The following is a 20,619-nucleotide window of genomic DNA, read 5'->3' as shown; positions in this document are numbered from 1 at the left end:
TCCTTGCCTCAGTACCGGATCCGGGGATCGAGCAGGGTGTAGGCGACGTCGATGAGAAGATTGACGACGACATAGATCAGCGACGTCAGCAGGATCATCGCCTGGATCACCGGATAGTCGCGCGCCAGCACCGCATCAACGGTGAGGCGGCCGATGCCGGGGATGTTGAACACGCTCTCGGTGACGACGACGCCGGAGATCAGGAGCGCGAAGCCGGTGCCGATCACGGTGATCACGGGGACCGCGGCGTTGCGCAGCGCATGGCGCATCATCACCGCGACCTCGTTGATGCCTTTGGCGCGCGCGGTACGGACATAGTCCTCGCCGAGCACGTCGAGCATCGCCGCGCGCGTCATGCGCGCGATCAGGGCGATGTAGATGAAGGAGAGTGCGCAGGTCGGCAGGATGATGCGCTCGAAGAACGGCCCGAAGCCGTTCGAGATGCTGCGGAAGCCCTGCACCGGCACCCATCGCAGGTCGATGGCGAAGATCTGGATCAGGAGATAGCCGACCACGAACACCGGCACCGAGAAGCCGAGCACGGACAGGCCCATCACGAAGCGGTCGATCCAGGTGCCGTGCTTCCAGGCCGCGATCACCCCCAGGGGGACGGCGACGACGACTGCGAGGATGATGGTCGACAGCGCGATCGAGATCGACGGCTCGACGCGCTGGCCGATCATCTTCATCACCGGCAGGTTGGAGATCAGCGAGGTCCCGAGGTCGCCGTGCAGCAGCTTGTTCACCCATGTGATGAACTGCACGATCAGGGGCTCGTTCAGGCCGAGCGAGGCGCGGATGCGCTCGAGCCGTTCCGGTGTCGCGTTGTCGCCGGCGAGAATCGCGGCGGGATCCCCCGGCGTCAGCCGCAGAAGCAGGAACACGAACAGCGCGACGACGCCCATCACGGGCACCGCGGCCAGAACGCGGCGAATAAGATAACCCAGCATGCACTTATCTCCGGCTACGGAACGTGTGGAGCCCTGAGGCTCCCGTGAACTCTGTCGTGTCTATCATGCCTATCACTTGGGCTGGAAAGGCCGCTCGGAGACGCCGTCCTCTTAGGGCAAATTGTGTGCCAAGGGCTGCGCCGTAGCAAGAGGCCGGCATGTCTCCGATATCGACCACTCAGGATGCATGTCGCAGTTCACGCTCAACCCCAAGTGAAGGGACCGTCGGCGGAGCGTTGAGGCCGCGCCAGCCGTCGATGGTCTGGGCGATCATCTGCGCCGTCGCGGCCGACAGAGTCCAGCCGAGATGGCCGTGGCCGGTGTTGAAGAACACGCCCGGTATCCGCCCGGCGCGCACGACCGGCATCATGTTCGGCATCATCGGGCGCAGCCCGGCCCACGGCACGACGCGCGACGTTTCGACGGCGGGGAAGTTGTTGCGCACCCAGTCGATCAGCGGCTGCACGCGGTCGGCGCGGATGTCGCGATTGAAGTCGTTGAATTCGGCGGTGCCGGCGACGCGAAAACGATCGGCGCCGAGCCGGCTGGTGACGATCTTGGCGGCCTCGTCGAGCAGGCTCACCGTCGGGGTGGCGTTGCGGCTTTCGGCGGTGTCGAGCTGCACGGTGATCGAGTAGCCCTTCACCGGATAGACGTTGACGCGCTCGTCCAGCAGGGCGGCGAAGTGACGGCTCGCAACGCCCGCGCAGACCACGACGCCGTCCGCGTTCAGTGCGCCGCGCGCGGCCGCGACGGCATCGCTCGCGGCCAGATCGGCCCAGCCGATGACGAAGCCGCTGCCGGCACGTGCGATCGAATCGATATTGGCCTCGTGGATGAAGGTCGCGCCACGCCGCTTGCAGGCTTCCGCCAGGCCGCGGGTGAACTTGTGGATATCGCCGGTCGCATCCGACGGCGTGTAGAAGCCGCCATAATAGTCCTTGCGCAGTGTCGGCTCGATGCTGCGGATTTCCTCCGACGTCACCGGGCGGCGGTCGAGGCCGCCTTCCTGCAGCAGCGCGTTGACGCGCAGACCGGATTCGAAGCCGGCCTTGTCACGATAGATGTGGAGGATGCCGCGGCGTTCGAGATCGAAGTCGATTCCTTCGCGCGCCGCGATGTCGAACAGATACCTGCGCGCTTCGATCGCGAGCCGCGTGGTCTCGATGGTGTTGGCGCGGTAGTTGCCGATGTTGGCGACGAACTCGCTCATCCACGAATATTTGTGCCAGTTCGGCCGCGGGTTCATCAGCAGCGGCGCGTCGCGCCGAAACATCCAGCGCAAGCCCTTCAGGATCGTCGCCGTGCTGTTCCACACTTCGGCGTTCGATGCGGAGAGCTGCCCGCCATTGGCGAAGGACGTCTCCATCGCGGCGTAGCGGTGCTTGTCGAGCACCGTCACCTTGTAGCCGCGTTCGAGCAGGGCATAGGCGGTCGTGACGCCGGTGATGCCGGCGCCGATGATGGCAATATGGGTCATGGTGAAGTTCGGGGCTCCCGTGAGTTAGAGTCGGCGGACCGCCGGCCGTAAGGCCGTTGGCGGCGCCCCATCTGTCACGGTTACCTGAGAGCTTGATCCGCTGCGGATCTCGCAACGGACTATCCCCTTCGGTGGACGTCACGATTGCCTGAAATCGCGCCGCCTCTCTCCAGATCGTCCTGACGAAACGGTCCTTTTGCCTGAGAGTTTCCGGGGCGGTTGCTCCGTCGGCGCCGCGACGAAGGCCGAAAGCCTTCGCTGCGATCTCTCCCGCATCATCGCGTGGACGGCCGAGCAGTACGATACGCCTCATTTTTAGACAAGGCTAAATTTCGACCGTGACTGCCGACGTATTGTGCAGTGCAAATTCGATTCAATTACTCCAGAGTCGCCAGCAGACCTGCCATCAGCCGGCCGCGCTCGACCAGGCTATCGACCTCGATGAACTCCTCCAGCGTGTGGCCATTGCCGCCGCGGACACCGAGGCCGTCGAGCGTGGGAATTCCCATCGCGCCGGTGAAGTTGCCGTCGGAGCCGCCGCCGGAGCTGGCATGCGGTAATTCCGCGCCGAGCGATTTGGCGATGCCGCGCGCCTTCTCATAGAGCGCCATGGTACCCGCATCCGGCTCCCAAACCGGACGCGTCACGCCGCGCGTGACCTTGAACGTGACGTCGTTGGTGGTGCCCGACAGCGCCAGCATCCTCTCGACACCGCGGTCAAGATCGGCCTGACGCTTGGCCATGGAGAGCGCTTCGCCGGTTGCGGTCGTCGCAACGCAATTGACCCATTGTCCGCCGTGGACGACGCCGACCGAGAAGGTGCAGTCCTCCGTCGTCATCGCGTCGATCGCGAGGATCTGCCGCGCCATCTCGCGGATCGCCGAGCGTCCGGCCGACAACGTGGCGCCGGCGTGGCTCGGCCGTCCCGTCGCCTCGAGATTGAAGCGCGCGATGGCGTAGCGTCCGGTCGTGACGCCGTTGTCGGCGCGGCCGGGCTCCGGCACCAGCACGTATTTGTTGCGCGCCGCTTCCGCCTCGATGATGTCCCGCGTCGAAGGCGTGCCGACTTCCTCATCCGGCGTGAACAGCACGGTGATCGGCAGCGGTGTGGTGAACGAGGCGCGCGCCAGTTGCCGTATCGCTTCCAGCGAGAGGTAATTGCCGCCCTTCATATCGTAGATGCCGGGGCCATAGCACTTGTTGCCCTCGCGCCGCCATTTCAGCTTCTCGATGGTGCCGACCGGATGAACGGTATCCATGTGTCCGGCGATCAGGATGCCCGGCTCGCCCTGCTTGGGATGAGGAAAGCGCGCGCGGATGACGCCACCAAAGCCCTGGCGGCCGGCAATGCGCTCGATCGTCGCACCCATGATCGCCATATCCCGCGCCGCGATATCGAGCATGCGGTCCACGGCGCCTGCATCCCAGGTCGGACTCTCGCATTCGACCCAGCCGCGCAGGCCCTCGAGCATCGCCTCGGAATCAAAGGGAAGATTGGCAGGATTCATCTCAATGTCTCTCAAGCTTCGAAAGATGGAACGCGCATTGCATCGGCGCGGGGCAGGACAAGCGGAGGGTGTTGTAGAGCCAAACCGATCTTTGTGGAGCCCGTGCGCGCGCCGTGAGGGGCTGCGACGAAACCGGATTGACGCGCTCGGCACTGTCTGCAAGTCTCAAAAAGATAAAGGCATTGCATGAGGTTAGTTCGCCCAACGAATGAACCGCATGCTCAACCAATGACCTGCCTTTGAACAGTTTCACGTCAGGAGAACTTTCTATGTTCCACTTCATGCGCCGGGGGCGTCGCGCGTTCGCCTCCAAACTTGCGCTGTCGGTCGTCGCGCTTTCGACCGCGCTGGCCTCGCCAGTGCTTGCGGCCGGCAAGACCATCACGGCGGTGATGCATTCGGATCTGCGCATCATCGACCCGATCTTCACCACGGCCTACATCACGCGCGACCATGGCTACATGGTTTACGACACGCTGGTGGCGCCGGATTCGAGCTTCAAGATCCAGCCGCAGATGGCGGACTGGAAGATCTCCGACGACAAGCTCACCTATACCTTCACGCTGCGCGACGGCCTGAAATGGCATGACGGTGCGCCGGTGACGGCGGAAGACTGCGTTGCTTCGCTGAAGCGCTGGGCCGCGGTCGACGGCATGGGCCAGAAGCTCATGGACTTCACCGCGAGCATCGAGGCGACCGACGCCAAGACCATCACGCTGAAGCTGAAGGAGCCCTACGGCCTCGTGCTCGATTCCATCGGCAAGCCGTCCTCGCGCGTCGCCTTCATGATGCCGAAGCGCCTCGCCGAGACGCCGCCGGACAAGCAGATCCCGGAGCAGATCGGCTCGGGTCCCTTCAAGTTCGTGGCATCGGAATTCCAGCCCGGCGTGAAGGCGGTCTACGTCAAGAACACCGACTACGTGCCGCGCAAGGAGCCGGCGAGCTGGACCTCCGGCGGCAAGGTGGTGAAGGTGGATCGCGTCGAGTGGATCACCATGCCGGACTCGCAGACCGCAGTGAACGCGCTGCAGTCTGGCGACATCGACTTCATGGAGAACCTGCCGTTCGACATGCTGCCGGTGCTGGAAGCCAACAAGGAGCTCACGATCGAGGTCTCCAACAAGTTCGGTTTCCAGACGCTCGGCCGCATGAACTTCCTGCATCCGCCGTTCGACAACGTGAAGGTGCGGCGAGCTGCCCTGCTGGCGATGAACCAGAAGGACGTTCTCGATGCACTCGTCGGCAACGCCAAATATCAGAAGATCTGCGGCGCCTTCTTCGTGTGCGATACGCCGCTCGCGACCGACGTCGGCGCCGAGACTCTCATCAAGGGCAACGGCATGGCCGCAGCCAAGAAGGCGCTTGCCGAGTCCGGCTACGACGGCACACCGATCGTGATCATGGCGCCCGGCGACGTCACGACGCTCAAGGCGCAGCCGATCGTTGCAGCCCAGCTGCTGCGCGAGGCCGGCTTCAAGGTCGACCTGCAAGCGACTGACTGGCAGACGGTGGTGAGCCGCCGCGCCAGCCAGAAGCCGCCGAAGGAGGGCGGCTGGAACATGTTCTTCACCAACTGGGTCGCGGCCGACGTTGCCAACCCGATCGCCAATCTCTCGATCGGCGGCCAGGGCAAGAAGGGCTGGTTCGGCTGGGCCGAAGACCCCAAGATCGAGCAGCTCAAGGACGCTTTCGTCCGCGCATCCTCGCTCGACGAGCAGAAGAAGATCGCGGCCGAGATCCAGCAGGAGGCGTACGATCAGGTGATCTACATCCCGCTGGGGCAGTATCTCCTGCCGAGCGGCTGGCGCAAATCGCTGACCGGCCTGCTCGACGGTCCGGCGACGCCGCTGTTCTGGAACGTCAGCAAGTCGGAGTAGGCGAGGCGTTCTCGCCGCGACCTTCGTCCGGATCGCCACGCGGCGCCGCTGATATCAGCGGCGCCGCCCGCCAGGAAAGAGTCCAGGGGAGCCCGATGTTCCAACTCATGAGGGGGCGTTGCGCGTTCGCCTCCAGACTTGCGCTTTCGGTCGTCGCGCTTTCGGCTCTGGGCTCGCCAGTTCTTGCTGCGGGCAAGACCATTACCGCCGTGATGCACTCGGATCTGCGCGTCCTCGATCCGATCTACACGAGCGCCTACATCTCGCGTGATCATGGCTACATGATCTTCGACACGCTGATCGCGACGGATTCGAACTTCAAGATCCAGCCGCAGATGGCGGACTGGAAGATTTCCGACGACAAGCTCACCTATACCTTCACGCTGCGCGACGGCCTGAAGTGGCATGACGGTGCGCCGGTGACGGCGGAAGACTGCGTCGCTTCGCTGAAGCGCTGGGCCGCGGTCGACGGCATGGGCCAGAAGCTCATGGACTTCACCGCGAGCATCGAGGCGACCGACGCCAGGACCATCACGCTGAAGCTGAAGGAGCCCTACGGCCTGGTGCTCGATTCCATCGGCAAGCCGTCCTCGCGCGTTGCCTTCATGATGCCGAAGCGTCTCGCCGAGACGCCGTCCGACAAGCCGATCCCCGAGCAGATCGGCTCGGGTCCCTTCAAGTTCGTGGCGTCGGAATTCCAGCCCGGCGTGAAATCGATCTACGTCAGGAACACCGACTACGTGCCGCGCAAGGAGCCGGCGAGCTGGACTGCCGGCGGCAAGGTGGTGAAGGTGGACCGCGTCGAGTGGATCACCATGCCGGACGCCCAGACCGCGTTGAACGCGCTGCAGTCGGGCGACATCGATTTCATGGAAAATCCCGCCATTGAAATGTTGCCCGCCATCGAAGCCGACAAGGGGCTCAAAACCGAGATCCTGAACAAGTTCGGATTCCAGACGGGTGCGCGGATGAACTTCCTCCATCCGCCATTCGACAACGTCAAGGTTCGCCGCGCGGCACTCCTGGCGGTCAAGCAGAAGGACGTGCTCGATGCGCTGATCGGCGATCCCAAGTACTACAAGACCTGCGCCGCGATCTTCATCTGCGACACGCCTTTCGCGACCGACATTGGCGGTGAGACCCTCGCGAAGGGCGGTGACATTGCTGCGGCCAAGAAGGCGCTCGCCGAGTCCGGCTACGACGGGACACCCGTCGTGCTCATGGCGCCGGGCGACGTGTTGACGCTGAAGGCTCAGCCGATCGTGGTGGCCCAGCAACTGCGGGAAGCCGGCTTCAAGGTCGACCTGCAGGCCACCGACTGGCAGACGGTGGTGAGCCGGCGCGCCAGCCAGAAGTCCCCGAAGGAGGGCGGCTGGAACATGTTCATCACGAACTGGGTCAGCGCCGACGTGGTCAACCCGATCTCCAACGTCGCCGTCGGCGGGCAGGGCAAGAAGGGGGGCTGGTTCGGCTGGGCGGAGGACGTCAAGGTCGAGCAGCTCAAGGATGCCTTCGTTCGCGCGACCTCGGCGGAGGATCAGAAGAAGATCGCGGTCGAGATCCAGAAGGAAGTCTACGATCAGGTGCTCTATGTGCCGCTCGGCCAGTATCAGGGTCCGAGCGCATGGCGGAAGTCGATTAGCGGCGTGATCGACGGTCCGGCGACGCCGGTGTTCTGGAATATGGACAAGTCGGAGTAGGACAGGACCGAGTAGGCAAAGGGTGCGTCTCGCTCCCTTTCGTGCCAACGAACGCGGCGCCGCTGTCATCAGCGGCGCCGTTTTCGTTTGTCGGTTTCGCGTCGGCGCTGCGGATGATTTCGGCGCCAGCCGGCGCGAGCGACTGAGCAGGCGTCGTGCTCAGCAGTGGCTATCGCGTACCCCTTCGAGCCCCTCGCTCGCAAGCGGCGTGGTCAAGGTGGCCTGCTCAGCGCGCGGTTCGGAACGTTCCGTCTTCTGCCGTTCTACCTCGGCGTGGTCTTCGCGGTGTTCCAGTTCCATTGCAGCGCCCTTTCGAATTGCTGCAGGACAACATCGAGGCCGGCGCGTGGTTCCCTAAAGCGCCATGCGATTGGGATGAAGCGTCCGGATCATGGTTTAGGCAGGGCGATGATGCGGCTTGAACAGCCGTCCCTTCTCGACCACCAGCACGATCGCAAGCGCGGCGAGGGTCGACAGAAAGAAGCCGATCGAGAAGGGCAGCAGCGTGCCGTCGAAGCTCTGCCCGATCACCATGCCGACCACGATCCCGATCAGCGTCGTGATCGAACCGTAAAGCGATGAGGCGGTCCCCGCGATGTGTCCCTGCGGTTCCATCGCGAGCGCAGTGAAGTTGGCGACCATCATGCCGAACGAGAACATCATCAGGGCGGAGAGCACCATGAACAAGGCGAGCGGCAGCACGCCGAGACTTTCCGTCAGCAGCATCACGCCGGCCACCACCGTGTAGAGCGTCAGCGCGCCGTGCGAGATCACGCGCATGCCGAGCCGCCCGACCAGCCTTGCATTGAGGAAGCCGGCAATGGCGACGCCGACCGCGACCGCCGCGAAAGCGAGCGGGAAGTAATGGCCGAGGCGATAGATGCCGGTGAAGACCTGCTGGGCGCAGAACACGTAGGCGAACAGTGCGCCCATCACGCTGCCGGCAGCCGTGGCATAGCCGATGGTCTGGCGATTGGTCACGGTCTGCCGGAACGCCGAGAGCACGTCGGCCGGTGCCAGTGACCTGCGCTCCGACTCGGGGAGCGTCTCGGGCAGCCGCAGCACACACCATGCGAGCGCGAGGAGCCCGTAGAGCATCAGCACCACGAAGATGCCGCGCCACGCCGTCACCAGCAGCACCGCCTGTCCGAACGAGGGCGCGATCACGGGCACCGCGATGAACACCATCATCGCGAGCGACATCACGCTCGCCATGCGGCGGCCGACATAGCAGTCGCGCACGATCGAGGTCGCGATCACGCGCGTCGCCGCGGTGCCGAGCCCCTGAAGCGCGCGCGCCAGCAGCAGCGTCTCGAACGAGGGCGCCGCGACCGCCAGCACGCTCGCGACCGCATAGACTGCCATGCCGCCGAGCAGCACCGGCCGGCGGCCGAAACGGTCCGACAGCGGCCCCATGACGAACTGTCCGGCTCCGAAGCCGATCAGGAAGGTCGACAGCACCAGCTGGAGATGGTTCGCGACGGGAATCTGGAAGGCGGTGCCGATGTTGGGTAGCGCCGGCAGCATCATGTCCATCGCAAGCGGATTGAGCGCCATGATGGACGCGATCACGATGACGAATTCTGGAAATCCCATCGGGCGGTGTCCCGCGGACACCCAATCGTCGGCATTGACGTCAGACAAGAATCTCACCCCTGAAATCGAGCGGCTTTATCTCCGTTCATGCTGCGTTGCACAACCCTCGTTTCGGGATAGCTGGCAGGCGGAGCAGGGGCGGACAAGACTTTGTGAGGGCCGTCGGAGCTCACGGCAAGGAGCTCAGCGGGTGCTGCGGGCCCGCTCGATCACGTCGAGCGCCAACTGTCCGGCGGCATCGACATAGGCGAGATCGCGATGGAGCAGCATCACGGTCGTGGCGCCGTCGAGCAGGATCACGAGCTGGCGCGCGAGTGCCATTGATCTCCTTTGCGGGAGAATCTGATCGAGCAGTTTTGTCCTGCTCTCCACCGCGCTCAAATGCTTCTGGATCGGACGAATTCGCACGGCGCGAAAGCGCCTTGCAGGACGTCATGGATCCACCGCGCGGTCGTCTCCGGGCCGCGCACGGCCTGCGCCATCAGCTCCGTTGGTGCGGGCAGCCGGGGTCGAACCGGCACAGCGCTTGCGCACCGAGGGATTTTAAGTCCCTTGCGTCTACCAATTCCGCCATGCCCGCTTGATCCAACGAGATCAAACACTTAAGTCCATCTCCGGCCATCTGGAATTGGCGCGTTGGGACCCGGAGGGACGGTTCTTCCTTAAGCGAGCCGGACGCACAAGGCAAAGCCTCAATCCGGACATCTGTTGTTGCTTTAGGCATTCTCAATCCACGGGGACTATTCATCCGGCATGGCTGCTTCGTTTTCCTCTTCGCTGCGCGGCTTTGGCGCGCTCCTCATGCTGCTTGTCGCCGGCGCCGCGCTCTCCGGCTGCGCCGGCATGAGCGAGACGATCGCACCGGCCTTTGCCGATCCCGCAAGATATGAATTGTACGACTGCAAGCAGCTGCAGACCGAGCGCAAGGCGCTCGCCAAGCGCACTGCCGATCTGCAGAGGCTGATGGAGAAGGCCGAGACGGGGGCAGGTGGCGCGGTCGTATCCGAGCTTGCCTATCGCAACGACTATATTGCTGTGCGCGGGCAGTCGCAGTTGTTGGAAGAGGCTTGGCGCCGCAACAAGTGCCGGGAGATGCCTGAGGCGACGCCGCCTGCGGCGGAGCCGCCATCACCCGCTGGCAAGCCCGCTTCGACATCCGGAAAAAGGTGATCTGCCGAGGCGTCCGCGGACCGCGCTTCGCATCAGGGACGCCAGCTATAGATCCAGTCCTGCCGCGCCAGCATGCGCTCCGGGCCGAGCGCGCGGATCGCAAGGTCGCGTGCGAGCGCGAGCGGCCCGCCGAGATGATAGATCCTGCCCTGCTGCCGCGCGGTCCGCTGCACCCGAAGGACCCGCGCCTGGCGGGCACGGCCGTATTGCGTCAGCGCGGCGGCGATGTCCTTGGTGCTCTCGGTGGCCTCAGGGCTCAAATGCCGGGCGAGCACGGCGGCATCCTCGATCGCCATTCCGGCGCCCTGGGCTGCAAAGGGCAGCATCGCATGCACGGCGTCGCCGAGCAGCGCCACCGGGCCCTTGCTCCAGGGGCAGCCGTCGGGCACGCCGAACAGCGCCCATTTCCGCCAGCTCTCGACCGGGGCGAGCATCATCCGCGCAGCCGGCGGCCAGCGCGGGGCGGCAAAGGCGTCCATCACCTCGACGGGATCGCCGGGCGTGCTCCAGCCCGGCCGGTTCCAGGTGCCGGGCAGCACCGCGACCACGTTGATCTGGCGTCCGCCGGCAATCGGATAGGCGACCAGATGCGCGTTCGGCCCCATCCAGAGCTGCACCCGGCGCGCGGCATAGTCCTTCGGCAGTTGCGCGGCATCGAGCGTGCCGCGCCAGGCGATCAGCCCGGAGAAGCGCGGCTGCACCTCGGGGAACAGATGCTGGCGGACCGTCGACCAGATGCCGTCGGCGCCGATCAGGGCGCTCGCGAGATCGCTGCGGCGGATCGTGCCGCTGCGATGGACGACGGTGAGGCCCTTGGCGTGGGGCGCGACGTCCTCGAAGGTTGCACCCAGCTTCAGGTCGATGTCGGGATGATCGGCGACAGCGCCCGCCAGCGCGGATTGGAGGTCGGCGCGGTGCACCACCCAATACGGAGCGCCGGCACGCGCCGAAGCAGCCTCGCCGAGCGGCATGCGCAAGAGCTCGCCGCCGGCGCGCGCGCTCATGATCGAGACCGCTTCCGGGATTACCGCGCGCGCCTTGAGGCGTTCGGTCAGGCCGAGCTCGACCAGGACGCGGCTGGCATTGGGGGAGAGCTGCAGGCCGGCGCCGACTTCCTCGAGGCGCTCGGCCTTTTCCAGCACGACGATGCGGAAGCCGCGGGCCGCGAGCGCAAGCGCGGCCGTCAGGCCACCGATACCGGCACCGGCGATGACAATCGTTCGGGAGAGCGCCACCCCTGACCGGTGGAAGCGGTCAGGCCACCTTGTCCTTCAGGACGCATTCCGGCGGGCGGGCTTCGCCCGCCTTCAGGTCGGCCGCGAAGCGGTACAGCGTCGAGCAATAGGGGCAGATGATCTCGTTGTCGTTGCCGAGGTCGAGGAAGACGTGCGGATGGTCGAACGGAGGGTTGGCGCCCACACACATGAACTCTTGCGAGCCGATCTCGATGACGGGGACACCGGCATCGTTATGGAAGTGCGGGACGACATGGTCGGACATCGTAACTCATCCTGGAGTGGCAATGGCGGCAGACACAATCAAGAACTGACGCGGCATCTTTGAGGCGCCGCGGACCATACTTACGGGTGCAGATGATTGCTAGTCCAGTGGAACCGAAAGGTTCGCAATTGCCCCATGCTCATTTGCTCATGCAAATTCGACACAATCTTGAGGCCTGAGAGAAGCCCTTCTTTCGTCGGGGACGTTGTGTCGCAATTTTGGCAAACTATCTCTATGGACGACTGCAAGTTGCGACGAAGGACGAATCGTCAGGCGCAAGCGACCCGAAGGGACCATCCAGGCTTTCCGCATGAAGTGGCTGCGAATCAGCACAGCGTTGACCGGTATCGCGGCGTGCAGCTTCATGCTCGTGCAGGTCGCGCCGCATGCCCGTGAGGCCGGCGCGATCCTCGCTGCCCAGGATGATCCCTCCGCGCTGTCGGAGCTGAAGCTCGATGCGCTGCTGCGGCGGAACGACCGGCTGGTTCAGGACAATATCGAGGCCGCGCTCGCCGCCGGCGATGCCGATCTCGCCGACAGTTTCGTTGCGCTGGCGCGCGATCGCAACATCGCGCTCCCCGACGACCTGCTGAACCGCGTCAGCGACGCCGTCAAGGCGGAGAACTCCACCTCGCATTTCGCCAAACGCTTCGCCACCGGTCTCGTCACCGGCAACGCCGACGACGTCGCGAGCCTGTCGGGAACGGTCGCCGGCGATCTGTTCGTGTTCGGCGACATCAGGGACGTGGTGCGCGAGGGCAAGCATCTTGCCATGGGCGAGGACACCGACCGTCTCGTGCTCGGGCTTGCGGCTGCCGGCCTTGCGGTGACGGCGGCAACCTACGTGTCCGTCGGCGGTGCCGCGCCGGTGCGCGCCGGACTGACGCTGGTGAAGGATGCGCGCAAAGTCGGACGGCTCGGCGAGGGACTGGCCGCATGGGCCGGCCGGTCGGCGCGCGAGGTCGTCGACACGCCGACGCTCCGGAACGCGGTGGTATCAGGCTCGGTGCTGCGGCCGGGCCAGACCATGAGCGCGATCAAGGCCGCGTTCCGGGCCGAGAAGGCCGGTGCGCTGGTCCGGCTCGGCAAGGACGTCACGCGCGTCGCCGAAAAGACCGGCACGCGCGGTGCGATGGACACCTTGCGCATGGCCGAGGGTCCCAAGGACGTCGCGCGCGCGGCGCGGCTTGCGGAAGCGCAGGGCGGCAAGACGCGCGCGATCATGAAGCTCCTGGGCCGGGGCGCACTGCTGCTCATCGGCGGCGCGTTCGATCTGGCGCTGGCGCTGTTCGGCGCGGCACTGACGCTGTTCGGCCTTCTGTCCTCCATCAAGGCGACGACCGAGCGCCTGACCCAGGCCTGGTGCGATCGCAGGCGGGCGCGGCGGCTTCGCCGGGCGCGGATCGCGGCTGATGCCGCTTTGGCGGATGCGGCCGTCAGGGCCTAAAACCTGATGGGATCGAGGTAATTCGTCGTCGCCGCTGTGGGTCATTGTTTGAGCATGATCTTCGCGCAAATGCGGTCCGCGTTTGTCGCGCGGAAAAACCGCTGCACACAATTCCGGATCATGGCTAAGATCAACCTTCCCCCCAGAGACCCCGTGGAACTGATGATGCCGAGCTTTCACAACGGCGCCGTTGAAATTGCCTATCTCGACGAAGGCGAGGGCGATCCGATCATGCTGGTGCACGGCTTTGCCTCCAGCAAGAACGTGAACTGGGTCTATCCGACCTGGGTTTCGGAGCTGCGCAAGAACGGCCGCCGCGTGATTGCGCTCGACAATCGCGGCCACGGCGAAAGCGCGAAGCTCTACGAGCCCGAACAGTACTCGATCCCGACCATGGCCGGCGACGTGCTCGCGCTGATGGATCACCTCGCCATCCCGCAGGCCGACATCATGGGCTATTCGATGGGAGGACGGATGACGGCGTGGCTCTCGCTCAACGAGCCGCAGCGCCTGCGCTCGGCGATCCTCGGCGGCATCGGCATCGGCGGCCTGATCGAGGGCACCGGACCCGGCGAGAACGTCGCCAAGGCGCTGGAAGCGCCGGCGCTCGAGGACGTCACCGATCCCGTCGGCCGCACGTTCCGCGCGTTTGCCGATCAGACGCGCTCCGACCGCCGTGCGCTCGCCGCCTGCCTGCGCGGTACGCGCGATCTCATGACGAAGGACGAGGCTGCGCGCATCGACGTGCCCGTGCTGATCGCGGTCGGCACCACCGACGATGTCGCAGGAAGTGCGAGCGCGCTCAGCGCGATCATCCCGGGCTCGGAAGTGCTCGACATTCCAAACCGCGACCACATGCGCGCGGTCGGCGACAAGGTCTACAAGACCGGCGTGCTCGATTTCCTGTCACGCCGCGGCTGAGCCGGCAAAGGGCCAAGAGGGGTCTTCGCCCACCAATTCCTGGGACCTGGAGCCCAGTTGCTTGGCGCCTGGATTTCGGTGACGGCCGATGCTTCACACCGACTTGTCGCTGAACGCGGCGGGAAGCGTGGTGAGGAACGACATGACGCGCTGTGTGCGCAGGGGCGGGCGGCGGCCCGAGGTGCGCAGCATCCATAGAGGTTCCCCAGGCGCGCGCCAGGGCGCCAGCACTTCGACCAGTCGGCCGGTGCGAAGGTCTTCGTTGACGAGCCACGCTGGCCCCCAGCCGACCCCAAACCCATTCGCGATCAAAGCGAGCGAAGCGTGCGCGTCGTCGCAGATGTGCTTGGGCTTGGGCGTGACGCGAATGGGTGCTTTGCCGCGCGGGTCGGCGAAGCGCCAGGTCAGGATCTGACCGCTCGCGGGATTCCGGAAGCCGACATGGTCGTGCGCGGAAAGCTCGTATGGAGTGGCCGGCGCGCCGCGCGCGTTCAGATAGGCAGGCGAGGCGCAAGCGATCCAGGAGAACGTGCAAAGCCGCCGCGCCTGATGGCCCGGCGCGCGGTCGAGCGGCCCCGAGCGGATCGCGACGTCGACGCCTTCCGCCGCGAGATCGAGAATCTCGTTGCGGAATTTGACCTCGATCTCGATTTCCGGCCGTTCCCGCAGGAACGCGGGCAGTCGCGGCAGGATGCAGGCGCGCGCGAACGAGGCGGGGGCGGTCACGCGCACCCGTCCGCCATCGTCGCGCGCGACTTCGCCGAGCGCGGATTGGACATGGGCGAGACTTTCGACCAACGCGCGTCCCGCCGTCATCAGCCTGTCGCCCTCTTCGGTCAGCGCCAACGAATGGGTGGAGCGATGCAAAAGCCGCAGCCCGTGAGCCTTTTCGAAGCGGGCGACCGCCTTGGACATCGCCGAGGTGGTCGTCCCCGCCCGCCGCGCGGCTTCGGCGAAGGAGCCCGCCTCGACGACGCGGACGAAGGCGAGAAGACGCGAGAGATCGGGAGGCAAAGCCGTTGTGGACATGGAGTCCACATAGTCATGGCTGCGGGGTCACTACAAGAGCCAGGCCCGAACGGTTAACCACGAAGCGCCAGCGCGCAGTCTGCGACGCCAAAACGCGGGAAGTCCGATGAACCCTATCGAAGTCACTCTGCAAGCCCTTGACGCCGCCGAGCGGGCGATCCCATCCGGCCAGCCGGTCTTTATGCTCAATCTGCTTCGCTACCGCGCGCAGGCGCGTTACGAGGACGGGTTCGACGCCGCGCCCTGTACGGGCCGCGAAGCCTTCAATGAGCGCTACAGGCCGGCATTCCGGCGTCTCGCGGCCGGCAAGCCGCTCGCGCGGATGTTCTCCGGCCCGGTCCTGACGAGCCTCGTCGGCTCGCCAGGCGAACGCTGGGACGAAGCGGCGATCAATGAATACGGCGATTTCGCCACCTTCCGCGCGATCGTCGACACCGAGACCTACCGGCGCGAAGTCGCTCCGCATCGGCACGCGGCGCTCGAAGATTTCCGGTTGTTCGCGCTCGCCAAGGCGGTGTGAACGCATTGAGGCGAGGGCCTGCGCATTCGCCTTAAGGAGCTTCAGCTTCAGTGATCCGGGATTTGTCTTCGAGCACCTGCTGGCATGCTCCATTGCGGTGACCGTGCACAAAGTTGGCGCTGATCAGCGCTCCGGATAGCCGCGCCGTGCGGAGATTAGTGCACTGTCACCGTATTCTGAAATGTCCCATCACAAGAGGGCATCCGCTCCCTTCAGGGTAGGCCGTCCACTCCTTCATGCGCAGAGATCTGGAGCCCTCTAAGGGCGCTGATGAGACGTCGGTTCGAAGCGAGTAGGAACGTCGGCAAAGGGCCAAATGCTGGCATCTCGCCGTTCGGTTCGAGCCAACCAGTCAGTTGTTCGCAGGCGGCAGGAGTTTGTTCGTCAGTAGTCTCCGATGTCCGTTTTAGGTGCGTTGCACCGCTCGCGGTCCAATAACAGCAGCCACGAGTTGCGGCCAAAGATTGAAGAAGAAGACGTAGATGATCGCAACGGCCCACCCGTAGATCATGCTGGCGACAAGGCCGTAGATGAGGCTCCCGACCGCAATCGTTTTGAAACCGGGAAAGACAATCGGGAGGAGTTCATGGCCCTTCAAGTCTGGGAAGGCCAACCAGAGAAGCACGCATAGAACGTAGATCACCTGAAACAGCATGCAAGTTGCGAACATAGTTCGCACATAAGGGAGCTTTGCCATGCCAGTTACTCCTATAAGGAGGGCGCATCATCGGTGCGGCACGCCACCGGTTCTCATGCCGCTTACTTTTTGTCGCCCATGTGATGCGGTGTCGATGTTGCTGGTCCGCCGGTGTAGTGATGTCCGCCGGACTGGCCGGTGGTCGCCTTTCCGGTAGTTTCCTTCTTACCCATGTGATGAGGCACTTCGGTCTTCGGCCCGCCCTGATAGTGGTGACCGCTCTTTTCAGTGTCTTTCGTTGCGGTCTGAGCCATTGCGGGAGCAGGTAGGAGAGAAGCGAGCGCCAGCACAGCGAGAAAATTCTTGGCAGTCATGGACGTTCCTCCGGTTGAGACAGACCTGTTGAAATTCCATTAAACAACAGTCCTGAGATCGCGATTTGATGCACATCAACGCTGCCGTTGCCGACCGTTACGGGGAACCGCAGTTTGACGTGCATCAAGATTATTATGCGAGATCTGCGAGACTTGGCCCTGTTCGCCGATCAGGCAATGGTGCCGTCTTGAGGTGCTCCGATGACCTTGCCAGACCATGCCCACGATCAGGCCGGAGTACGCCGGGGCCTGTCGCGCAATTCTCTAACCGTTGTGGGACTTGCCGTTATCGCGGCTATCGCGGGCGCGCTGCTGTTCACCCAGCATCAGGCCCATGTGCTTGGCGCTCTGCTCTGGTTGCCTCTCCTAGCTTGTCCGCTCATGCATTTTTTCATGCACGGCAGGCATCGTGGAGGTGGGGACCACCGGCACCGTTGACATGACGGAGCCGGATGCGCAGCAGGGAATTCGGCTGGCCTTTCTCGTCGATCCTTCTGGGACTTTCCGGAATCATCCTGATCGTGGTCGGCTGCTAATTACTTTTCCTTCGGCCCGCGTTGCTGCCCGAGGACGTCCGCTACATGTCCGCTTGGGGGCACGAGCGGACGTGCAAGCGGCCCGCTCGAGAGCGACCGGAGCCGGCCAAGGGCTGTTATCGGACTCTGGTTCTTTGCCGACTCGGAGAGGCTGTTGAACGCCAAGTCAGTTCCGGGTGTTCCTTTTCGATGAAAGCGATTGCTGCTCGGACGAATCCAAGCGCGATGACGCTTCACCCCAGTCTCATCGCGCTTTGACGTCCTCGCCGATACGGCGCGTCGCGGCGATCAGCACCACAAAGGTGGCGACCCACACCATCCGCGCGCCGTAGCGGTCGTGCGGGCCGGAGATCACGCCGCAGATGAAGGCGTTGCCGAGCAAGGCCAGCGTCACCGTCGCGGCCAGCAGCGTCAGGTCGTCCAGCCGGCGCTTCGCCAGCGCATGCGCGAGCAGAAGGACCAGCCCCAGCATCGAGGCCAGCGCGACGGGCACATGCAGCCAGTTGACGTAGTCGAAATTGATGTCCCATTGCTGCTGCCGCGCCGCCCGCATCGGCGCGACTTGGGAGGGGATGTAGCGCTCGATGATGCCGTAGGTGTGCGGGATCCAGCCATTGGTGCCTTCGCCGGTCGCCACATGTAGCAATTGCTGTCCCATCGCGCGCAACGCCGCGCCGGCTTGCCAGGCCGGATAGTCCGCGAGCGAATGCACGACGATGTAGCCCATCTCCTCGTTGAGCCCATCGAAGCGGCCGAGCGTGTTGAACATGCTCTTGCCCCACAGGAATTCGTCGGCGCTCGCCGGCAGATCGTTGCGATAGGGGCAGAGCTTGTAGCGTTCGCGCGGGCAATGGTCGTTGAGATAGCGCGCAACGATGCCATCCTGCAGCATGCGGCCGAAGGCGACGCCGTAGCCGCCGGGTGTCCACGTCCATTTGCCCGACAGCGCATAATTCGCCGACACCAGCATCAGGCCGCCCGCAACGATGGTGAGGCTCGCCTGTGTCAATCCGGCAAGCGGAAGCCGCTTGCCCACGAACGGCCGCGCCATCCAGCCCGCGGCGCAGAGACCGAGCAGCACGCCGAGCGTCGCGCTGTGGGTTGCGGCGGCAAAGGCGGTGAAGGCGAACAGCGCGACCTTTTCGAGCCGTGACGTGCGCTGTCCTCCGATGACCAGCAGGAACAGCGACAGCACCGAGAGTCCTGCAAAGATGTCGGTGAGCAGCAGGCTTGCAAGCCAGGGCAGCGCGGTCGACAGGATCAGGCCAAGGCTGATCGCGACGAAGCGGAAGGTCTGCATCATCGAGAACAGACGGAGCGTGAGCTGCAGCAGCCACAGCGTCGCCAGCGACTGGACGGCGAGATTGATCCAGAAGCCAAAGCTCTCGCCATAGTGCAGATAGAGGCCGAACACCGTGGAGCGGCTTGGGACGAGATAGCCCTCGTACCAGCGCGCCAGATAGCCGCCGGTATCCCATTGCAACAGCGGATAGCCGTTCCAGAACGCCGGCGCGATCATCAGGAGGGGCAGGGCCGCCGCCGCGAGCCGAAGCCAAAACGTATCAGCGGCGCGTGCGCGCAATTGATCGGTGGTGATGGTCAAATCGGTTCCGTGCCCCTCGTTCGGACCTCGCCTGCAATAGCGGCTCGGAGAGAATTCACCAATAGTTTGATGCCGCCCCGCTTGAATTTGGCAGAACTCTGACCACTTTGAGCCGACCTTGCCGCTGGGGGGCGTCAGAAGAAATGCTTGTGTTTCAAAGCCTTGGCGTACCCCCGCGGGGCAAGGTGCTGTTCACTCTCAGGCAAGCCCGTCAGGACTTTGTCGCCTAGACTGTGCTATACAGCCGGTAAAAGAGGCCAATTCGAGAGAGCAAATCGCATGGCAGTGCATCAGGTCAATCCGGGAGGAAAGCTCGCATCGCTCGATCCGATCTGGGATCGGATCCGGGGCGAGGCGGAGGACATCGTCCACCGCGAGCCCGAGCTTGCGACCTTCATCTATTCGACGGTGCTGCACCACAGCCGCCTCGAAGACTCCGTGGTCCATCGCGTCGCCGACCGCCTCGATCACTCCGCGCTGTCGGGCGATCTGGTGCGCCAGACCTTTGACGAAGCGCTGCGCGACGATCCCGATCTCGGCAACGCCTTCCGCGCCGATCTCGTCGCCGTCTACGATCGCGATCCCGCGACCTCGCGCTTCATCGATCCCTTGCTCTACTTCAAGGGCTTCCACGCCATCCAGACCCATCGCCTCGCGCACTGGCTCTATCTGAAGGGCCGCAAGGACTTTGCGTATTATCTGCAGAGCCGCGCTTCCGCGGTGTTCCAGACCGACATCAATCCCGCCGCGCGCATCGGCCGCGGCATTTTCCTCGACCACGCCACCGGTTTCGTCTGCGGCGAGACGGCGGTGATCGAGGACGACGTCTCGATCCTGCACGGCGTCACGCTCGGCGGCACCGGCAAGGAGAATGAAGATCGTCATCCGAAGATCCGTCACGGCGTCCTGATCGGCGCCGGCGCGAAGATCCTCGGCAACATCGAGATCGGCCATTGCGCCCGCATCGCTGCCGGCTCGGTCGTGGTCAAGCCGGTGCCGCACAACGTCACGGTTGCAGGCGTGCCCGCCAAGATCGTCGGCGAAGCCGGCTGCGCCGAGCCTTCGCGCACCATGGATCAGATGATCAACGCCATGGGGCTTTGAGACCGTGGTTTGACGTTGCAAAGGGCCGGATTCTCCGGCCCTTGTCGTCCCCAAATTCTTTGGCAATTCATGCTGGCGGTTCGTCGCGTCTCGTCCTAAAACCCCGCCACGTTAGATTTCGATTGGAGACTTGCCGTGGACGTCAAGGAAGTAAGGAAGCTCGACGCGTATCTGAAGCGCGTATTCGGCAATCCCAAGATCCGCGTCGTGCCGCGGCCGAAGAAGGATGATTCCGCCGAAGTCTATATCGGCGAGGAGTTCATCGGCGTGCTCTTCGTCGACGACGAGGACGACGATCGCTCGTTCCAGTTCCAGATGGCGATCCTCGAGGACGATCTCGTCGATCAGGAGTAGCTGCTGGTACGCCGTCGTCGCGAGCGGAGCTGAGTCTTCGCCATGCGCGGCGTTCTCTCGTGTCCCGGACGTACTGCAACGCCCATAGCGCGTCGAGGACGCGCGTAAACGCGCTTACGGCGTTGCAGTACTGAGCCGGGACCCAGGAAGCCGCACGACGCATCTCCGCAACATGGGCCCCGGCTCAGCAGCGCACCGTCGAAGAGACGCTGCGCTGCGTCCGGGGCACGCAGATCGAGCTGAACTCGCTCCCCATCGTCATTGCGAGCGAAGCGAAGCAATCCAGGAATTTTTCCGCGCAGGGATTCTGGAT

General features: G+C 64.4%; 20 protein-coding genes, 1 tRNA gene and 2 riboswitches. Of the genes, 9 read left to right on the top strand and 12 right to left on the bottom strand.

Annotation, left to right across the window (positions count from 1 at the left end; all coding sequences use genetic code 11):
• Positions 1-8: 8 nt before the first annotated feature.
• From FJV43_RS04110 to FJV43_RS04100, 3 genes are all read right to left on the bottom strand, one after another.
• A complete protein-coding gene (locus tag FJV43_RS04110; protein WP_239624822.1) occupies positions 9-950 on the bottom strand; it encodes an ABC transporter permease in 942 nt (313 codons plus the stop codon).
• A gap of 178 nt (positions 951-1,128) precedes the next feature.
• Positions 1,129-2,430, bottom strand: a complete 1,302-nt coding sequence (locus FJV43_RS04105) for a D-amino acid dehydrogenase (protein WP_239624821.1) — start codon at positions 2,428-2,430, stop codon at positions 1,129-1,131.
• A 69-nt stretch (positions 2,431-2,499) separates the two neighbouring features.
• Positions 2,500-2,605: riboswitch (glycine riboswitch) on the bottom strand.
• Between the two features lie 3 nt (positions 2,606-2,608).
• Positions 2,609-2,713, bottom strand: a riboswitch (glycine riboswitch).
• A 94-nt stretch (positions 2,714-2,807) separates the two neighbouring features.
• Positions 2,808-3,938: a M20/M25/M40 family metallo-hydrolase gene (locus FJV43_RS04100; RefSeq protein ID WP_035674943.1), complete on the bottom strand. Its 1,131-nt coding sequence runs from the start codon at positions 3,936-3,938 to the stop codon at positions 2,808-2,810.
• A gap of 269 nt (positions 3,939-4,207) precedes the next feature.
• Between FJV43_RS04100 and FJV43_RS04095 the strand changes: the two genes are divergently transcribed.
• Together FJV43_RS04095 and FJV43_RS04090 are read left to right on the top strand one after the other, a co-directional pair.
• Positions 4,208-5,815, top strand: coding sequence for an ABC transporter substrate-binding protein (locus FJV43_RS04095; RefSeq protein ID WP_239624819.1), 1,608 nt, complete (start codon positions 4,208-4,210; stop codon positions 5,813-5,815).
• Between the two features lie 95 nt (positions 5,816-5,910).
• A complete protein-coding gene (locus tag FJV43_RS04090; protein ID WP_239624817.1) occupies positions 5,911-7,515 on the top strand; it encodes an ABC transporter substrate-binding protein in 1,605 nt (534 codons plus the stop codon).
• Positions 7,516-7,911: 396 nt separating this feature from the next.
• On the opposite strand, the gene FJV43_RS04085 is transcribed toward FJV43_RS04090, so the two are convergent.
• The 3 genes from FJV43_RS04085 to FJV43_RS04075 form a co-directional block, all read right to left on the bottom strand.
• Positions 7,912-9,159 (bottom strand): multidrug effflux MFS transporter, encoded by a 1,248-nt coding sequence (locus tag FJV43_RS04085; RefSeq protein ID WP_239624816.1) that lies wholly within the window; start codon positions 9,157-9,159, stop codon positions 7,912-7,914.
• Between the two features lie 135 nt (positions 9,160-9,294).
• Positions 9,295-9,432, bottom strand: coding sequence for a hypothetical protein (locus FJV43_RS04080; RefSeq protein ID WP_239624814.1), 138 nt, complete (start codon positions 9,430-9,432; stop codon positions 9,295-9,297).
• Between the two features lie 170 nt (positions 9,433-9,602).
• Positions 9,603-9,691 (bottom strand) — tRNA-Leu (locus FJV43_RS04075).
• A 173-nt stretch (positions 9,692-9,864) separates the two neighbouring features.
• Between FJV43_RS04075 and FJV43_RS04070 the strand changes: the two genes are divergently transcribed.
• Positions 9,865-10,281: a twin-arginine translocation pathway signal gene (locus FJV43_RS04070; protein ID WP_239624813.1), complete on the top strand. Its 417-nt coding sequence runs from the start codon at positions 9,865-9,867 to the stop codon at positions 10,279-10,281.
• A gap of 32 nt (positions 10,282-10,313) precedes the next feature.
• Here the strand turns inward: FJV43_RS04070 and FJV43_RS04065 are convergent, their stop codons facing one another.
• Both FJV43_RS04065 and FJV43_RS04060 read right to left on the bottom strand, forming a co-directional pair.
• Positions 10,314-11,516, bottom strand: a complete 1,203-nt coding sequence (locus tag FJV43_RS04065; RefSeq protein ID WP_239624811.1) for an FAD-dependent monooxygenase — start codon at positions 11,514-11,516, stop codon at positions 10,314-10,316.
• A gap of 19 nt (positions 11,517-11,535) precedes the next feature.
• Entirely contained in the window at positions 11,536-11,781 is a 246-nt protein-coding gene (locus tag FJV43_RS04060) for a zinc-finger domain-containing protein (RefSeq protein ID WP_007602543.1), read from the bottom strand.
• Positions 11,782-12,091: 310 nt separating this feature from the next.
• Between FJV43_RS04060 and FJV43_RS04055 the strand changes: the two genes are divergently transcribed.
• Positions 12,092-13,228: a hypothetical protein gene (locus FJV43_RS04055; RefSeq protein WP_239624809.1), complete on the top strand. Its 1,137-nt coding sequence runs from the start codon at positions 12,092-12,094 to the stop codon at positions 13,226-13,228.
• Between the two features lie 165 nt (positions 13,229-13,393).
• Entirely contained in the window at positions 13,394-14,149 is a 756-nt protein-coding gene (locus FJV43_RS04050) for an alpha/beta hydrolase (RefSeq protein WP_239629838.1), read from the top strand.
• Between the two features lie 93 nt (positions 14,150-14,242).
• Here FJV43_RS04050 and FJV43_RS04045 read toward each other — a convergent pair whose 3' ends face one another.
• Positions 14,243-15,178: a LysR family transcriptional regulator gene (locus FJV43_RS04045; protein WP_239624807.1), complete on the bottom strand. Its 936-nt coding sequence runs from the start codon at positions 15,176-15,178 to the stop codon at positions 14,243-14,245.
• A gap of 106 nt (positions 15,179-15,284) precedes the next feature.
• On the opposite strand from FJV43_RS04045, the gene FJV43_RS04040 reads away from it, so the two are divergent.
• Entirely contained in the window at positions 15,285-15,698 is a 414-nt protein-coding gene (locus tag FJV43_RS04040; protein ID WP_239624806.1) for a hypothetical protein, read from the top strand.
• A 406-nt stretch (positions 15,699-16,104) separates the two neighbouring features.
• On the opposite strand, the gene FJV43_RS04035 is transcribed toward FJV43_RS04040, so the two are convergent.
• Both FJV43_RS04035 and FJV43_RS04030 read right to left on the bottom strand, forming a co-directional pair.
• Positions 16,105-16,395 carry a hypothetical protein gene (locus tag FJV43_RS04035; protein ID WP_239624804.1) on the bottom strand — a complete coding sequence of 97 codons (291 nt, stop codon included), beginning with the start codon at positions 16,393-16,395 and terminating at the stop codon, positions 16,105-16,107.
• Positions 16,396-16,457: 62 nt separating this feature from the next.
• Positions 16,458-16,709, bottom strand: coding sequence for a hypothetical protein (locus tag FJV43_RS04030; RefSeq protein ID WP_239624803.1), 252 nt, complete (start codon positions 16,707-16,709; stop codon positions 16,458-16,460).
• A gap of 201 nt (positions 16,710-16,910) precedes the next feature.
• Here FJV43_RS04030 and FJV43_RS04025 point away from each other — a divergent pair, with 201 nt between their 5' ends.
• Complete coding sequence (locus FJV43_RS04025) at positions 16,911-17,147, top strand: DUF2933 domain-containing protein (RefSeq protein ID WP_239624801.1); 237 nt, start codon at positions 16,911-16,913, stop codon at positions 17,145-17,147.
• A gap of 342 nt (positions 17,148-17,489) precedes the next feature.
• Here the strand turns inward: FJV43_RS04025 and FJV43_RS04020 are convergent, their stop codons facing one another.
• Positions 17,490-18,848 (bottom strand): hypothetical protein, encoded by a 1,359-nt coding sequence (locus FJV43_RS04020; RefSeq protein ID WP_239624800.1) that lies wholly within the window; start codon positions 18,846-18,848, stop codon positions 17,490-17,492.
• A gap of 279 nt (positions 18,849-19,127) precedes the next feature.
• On the opposite strand from FJV43_RS04020, the gene cysE reads away from it, so the two are divergent.
• Both cysE and FJV43_RS04010 read left to right on the top strand, forming a co-directional pair.
• A complete protein-coding gene (gene cysE / locus FJV43_RS04015) occupies positions 19,128-19,952 on the top strand; it encodes a serine O-acetyltransferase (RefSeq protein ID WP_028180886.1) in 825 nt (274 codons plus the stop codon).
• Positions 19,953-20,087: 135 nt separating this feature from the next.
• Positions 20,088-20,306: a DUF3126 family protein gene (locus FJV43_RS04010; RefSeq protein WP_007602550.1), complete on the top strand. Its 219-nt coding sequence runs from the start codon at positions 20,088-20,090 to the stop codon at positions 20,304-20,306.
• Positions 20,307-20,619: the final 313 nt, after the last annotated feature.

This window comes from Bradyrhizobium sp. I71, assembly GCF_022354745.1.
Taxonomy (GTDB): Bacteria; Pseudomonadota; Alphaproteobacteria; order Rhizobiales; family Xanthobacteraceae; genus Bradyrhizobium; species Bradyrhizobium liaoningense.
Note: the sequence above shows the minus strand (reverse complement) of the source record. Positions and strands in the feature narration are given on the sequence as shown.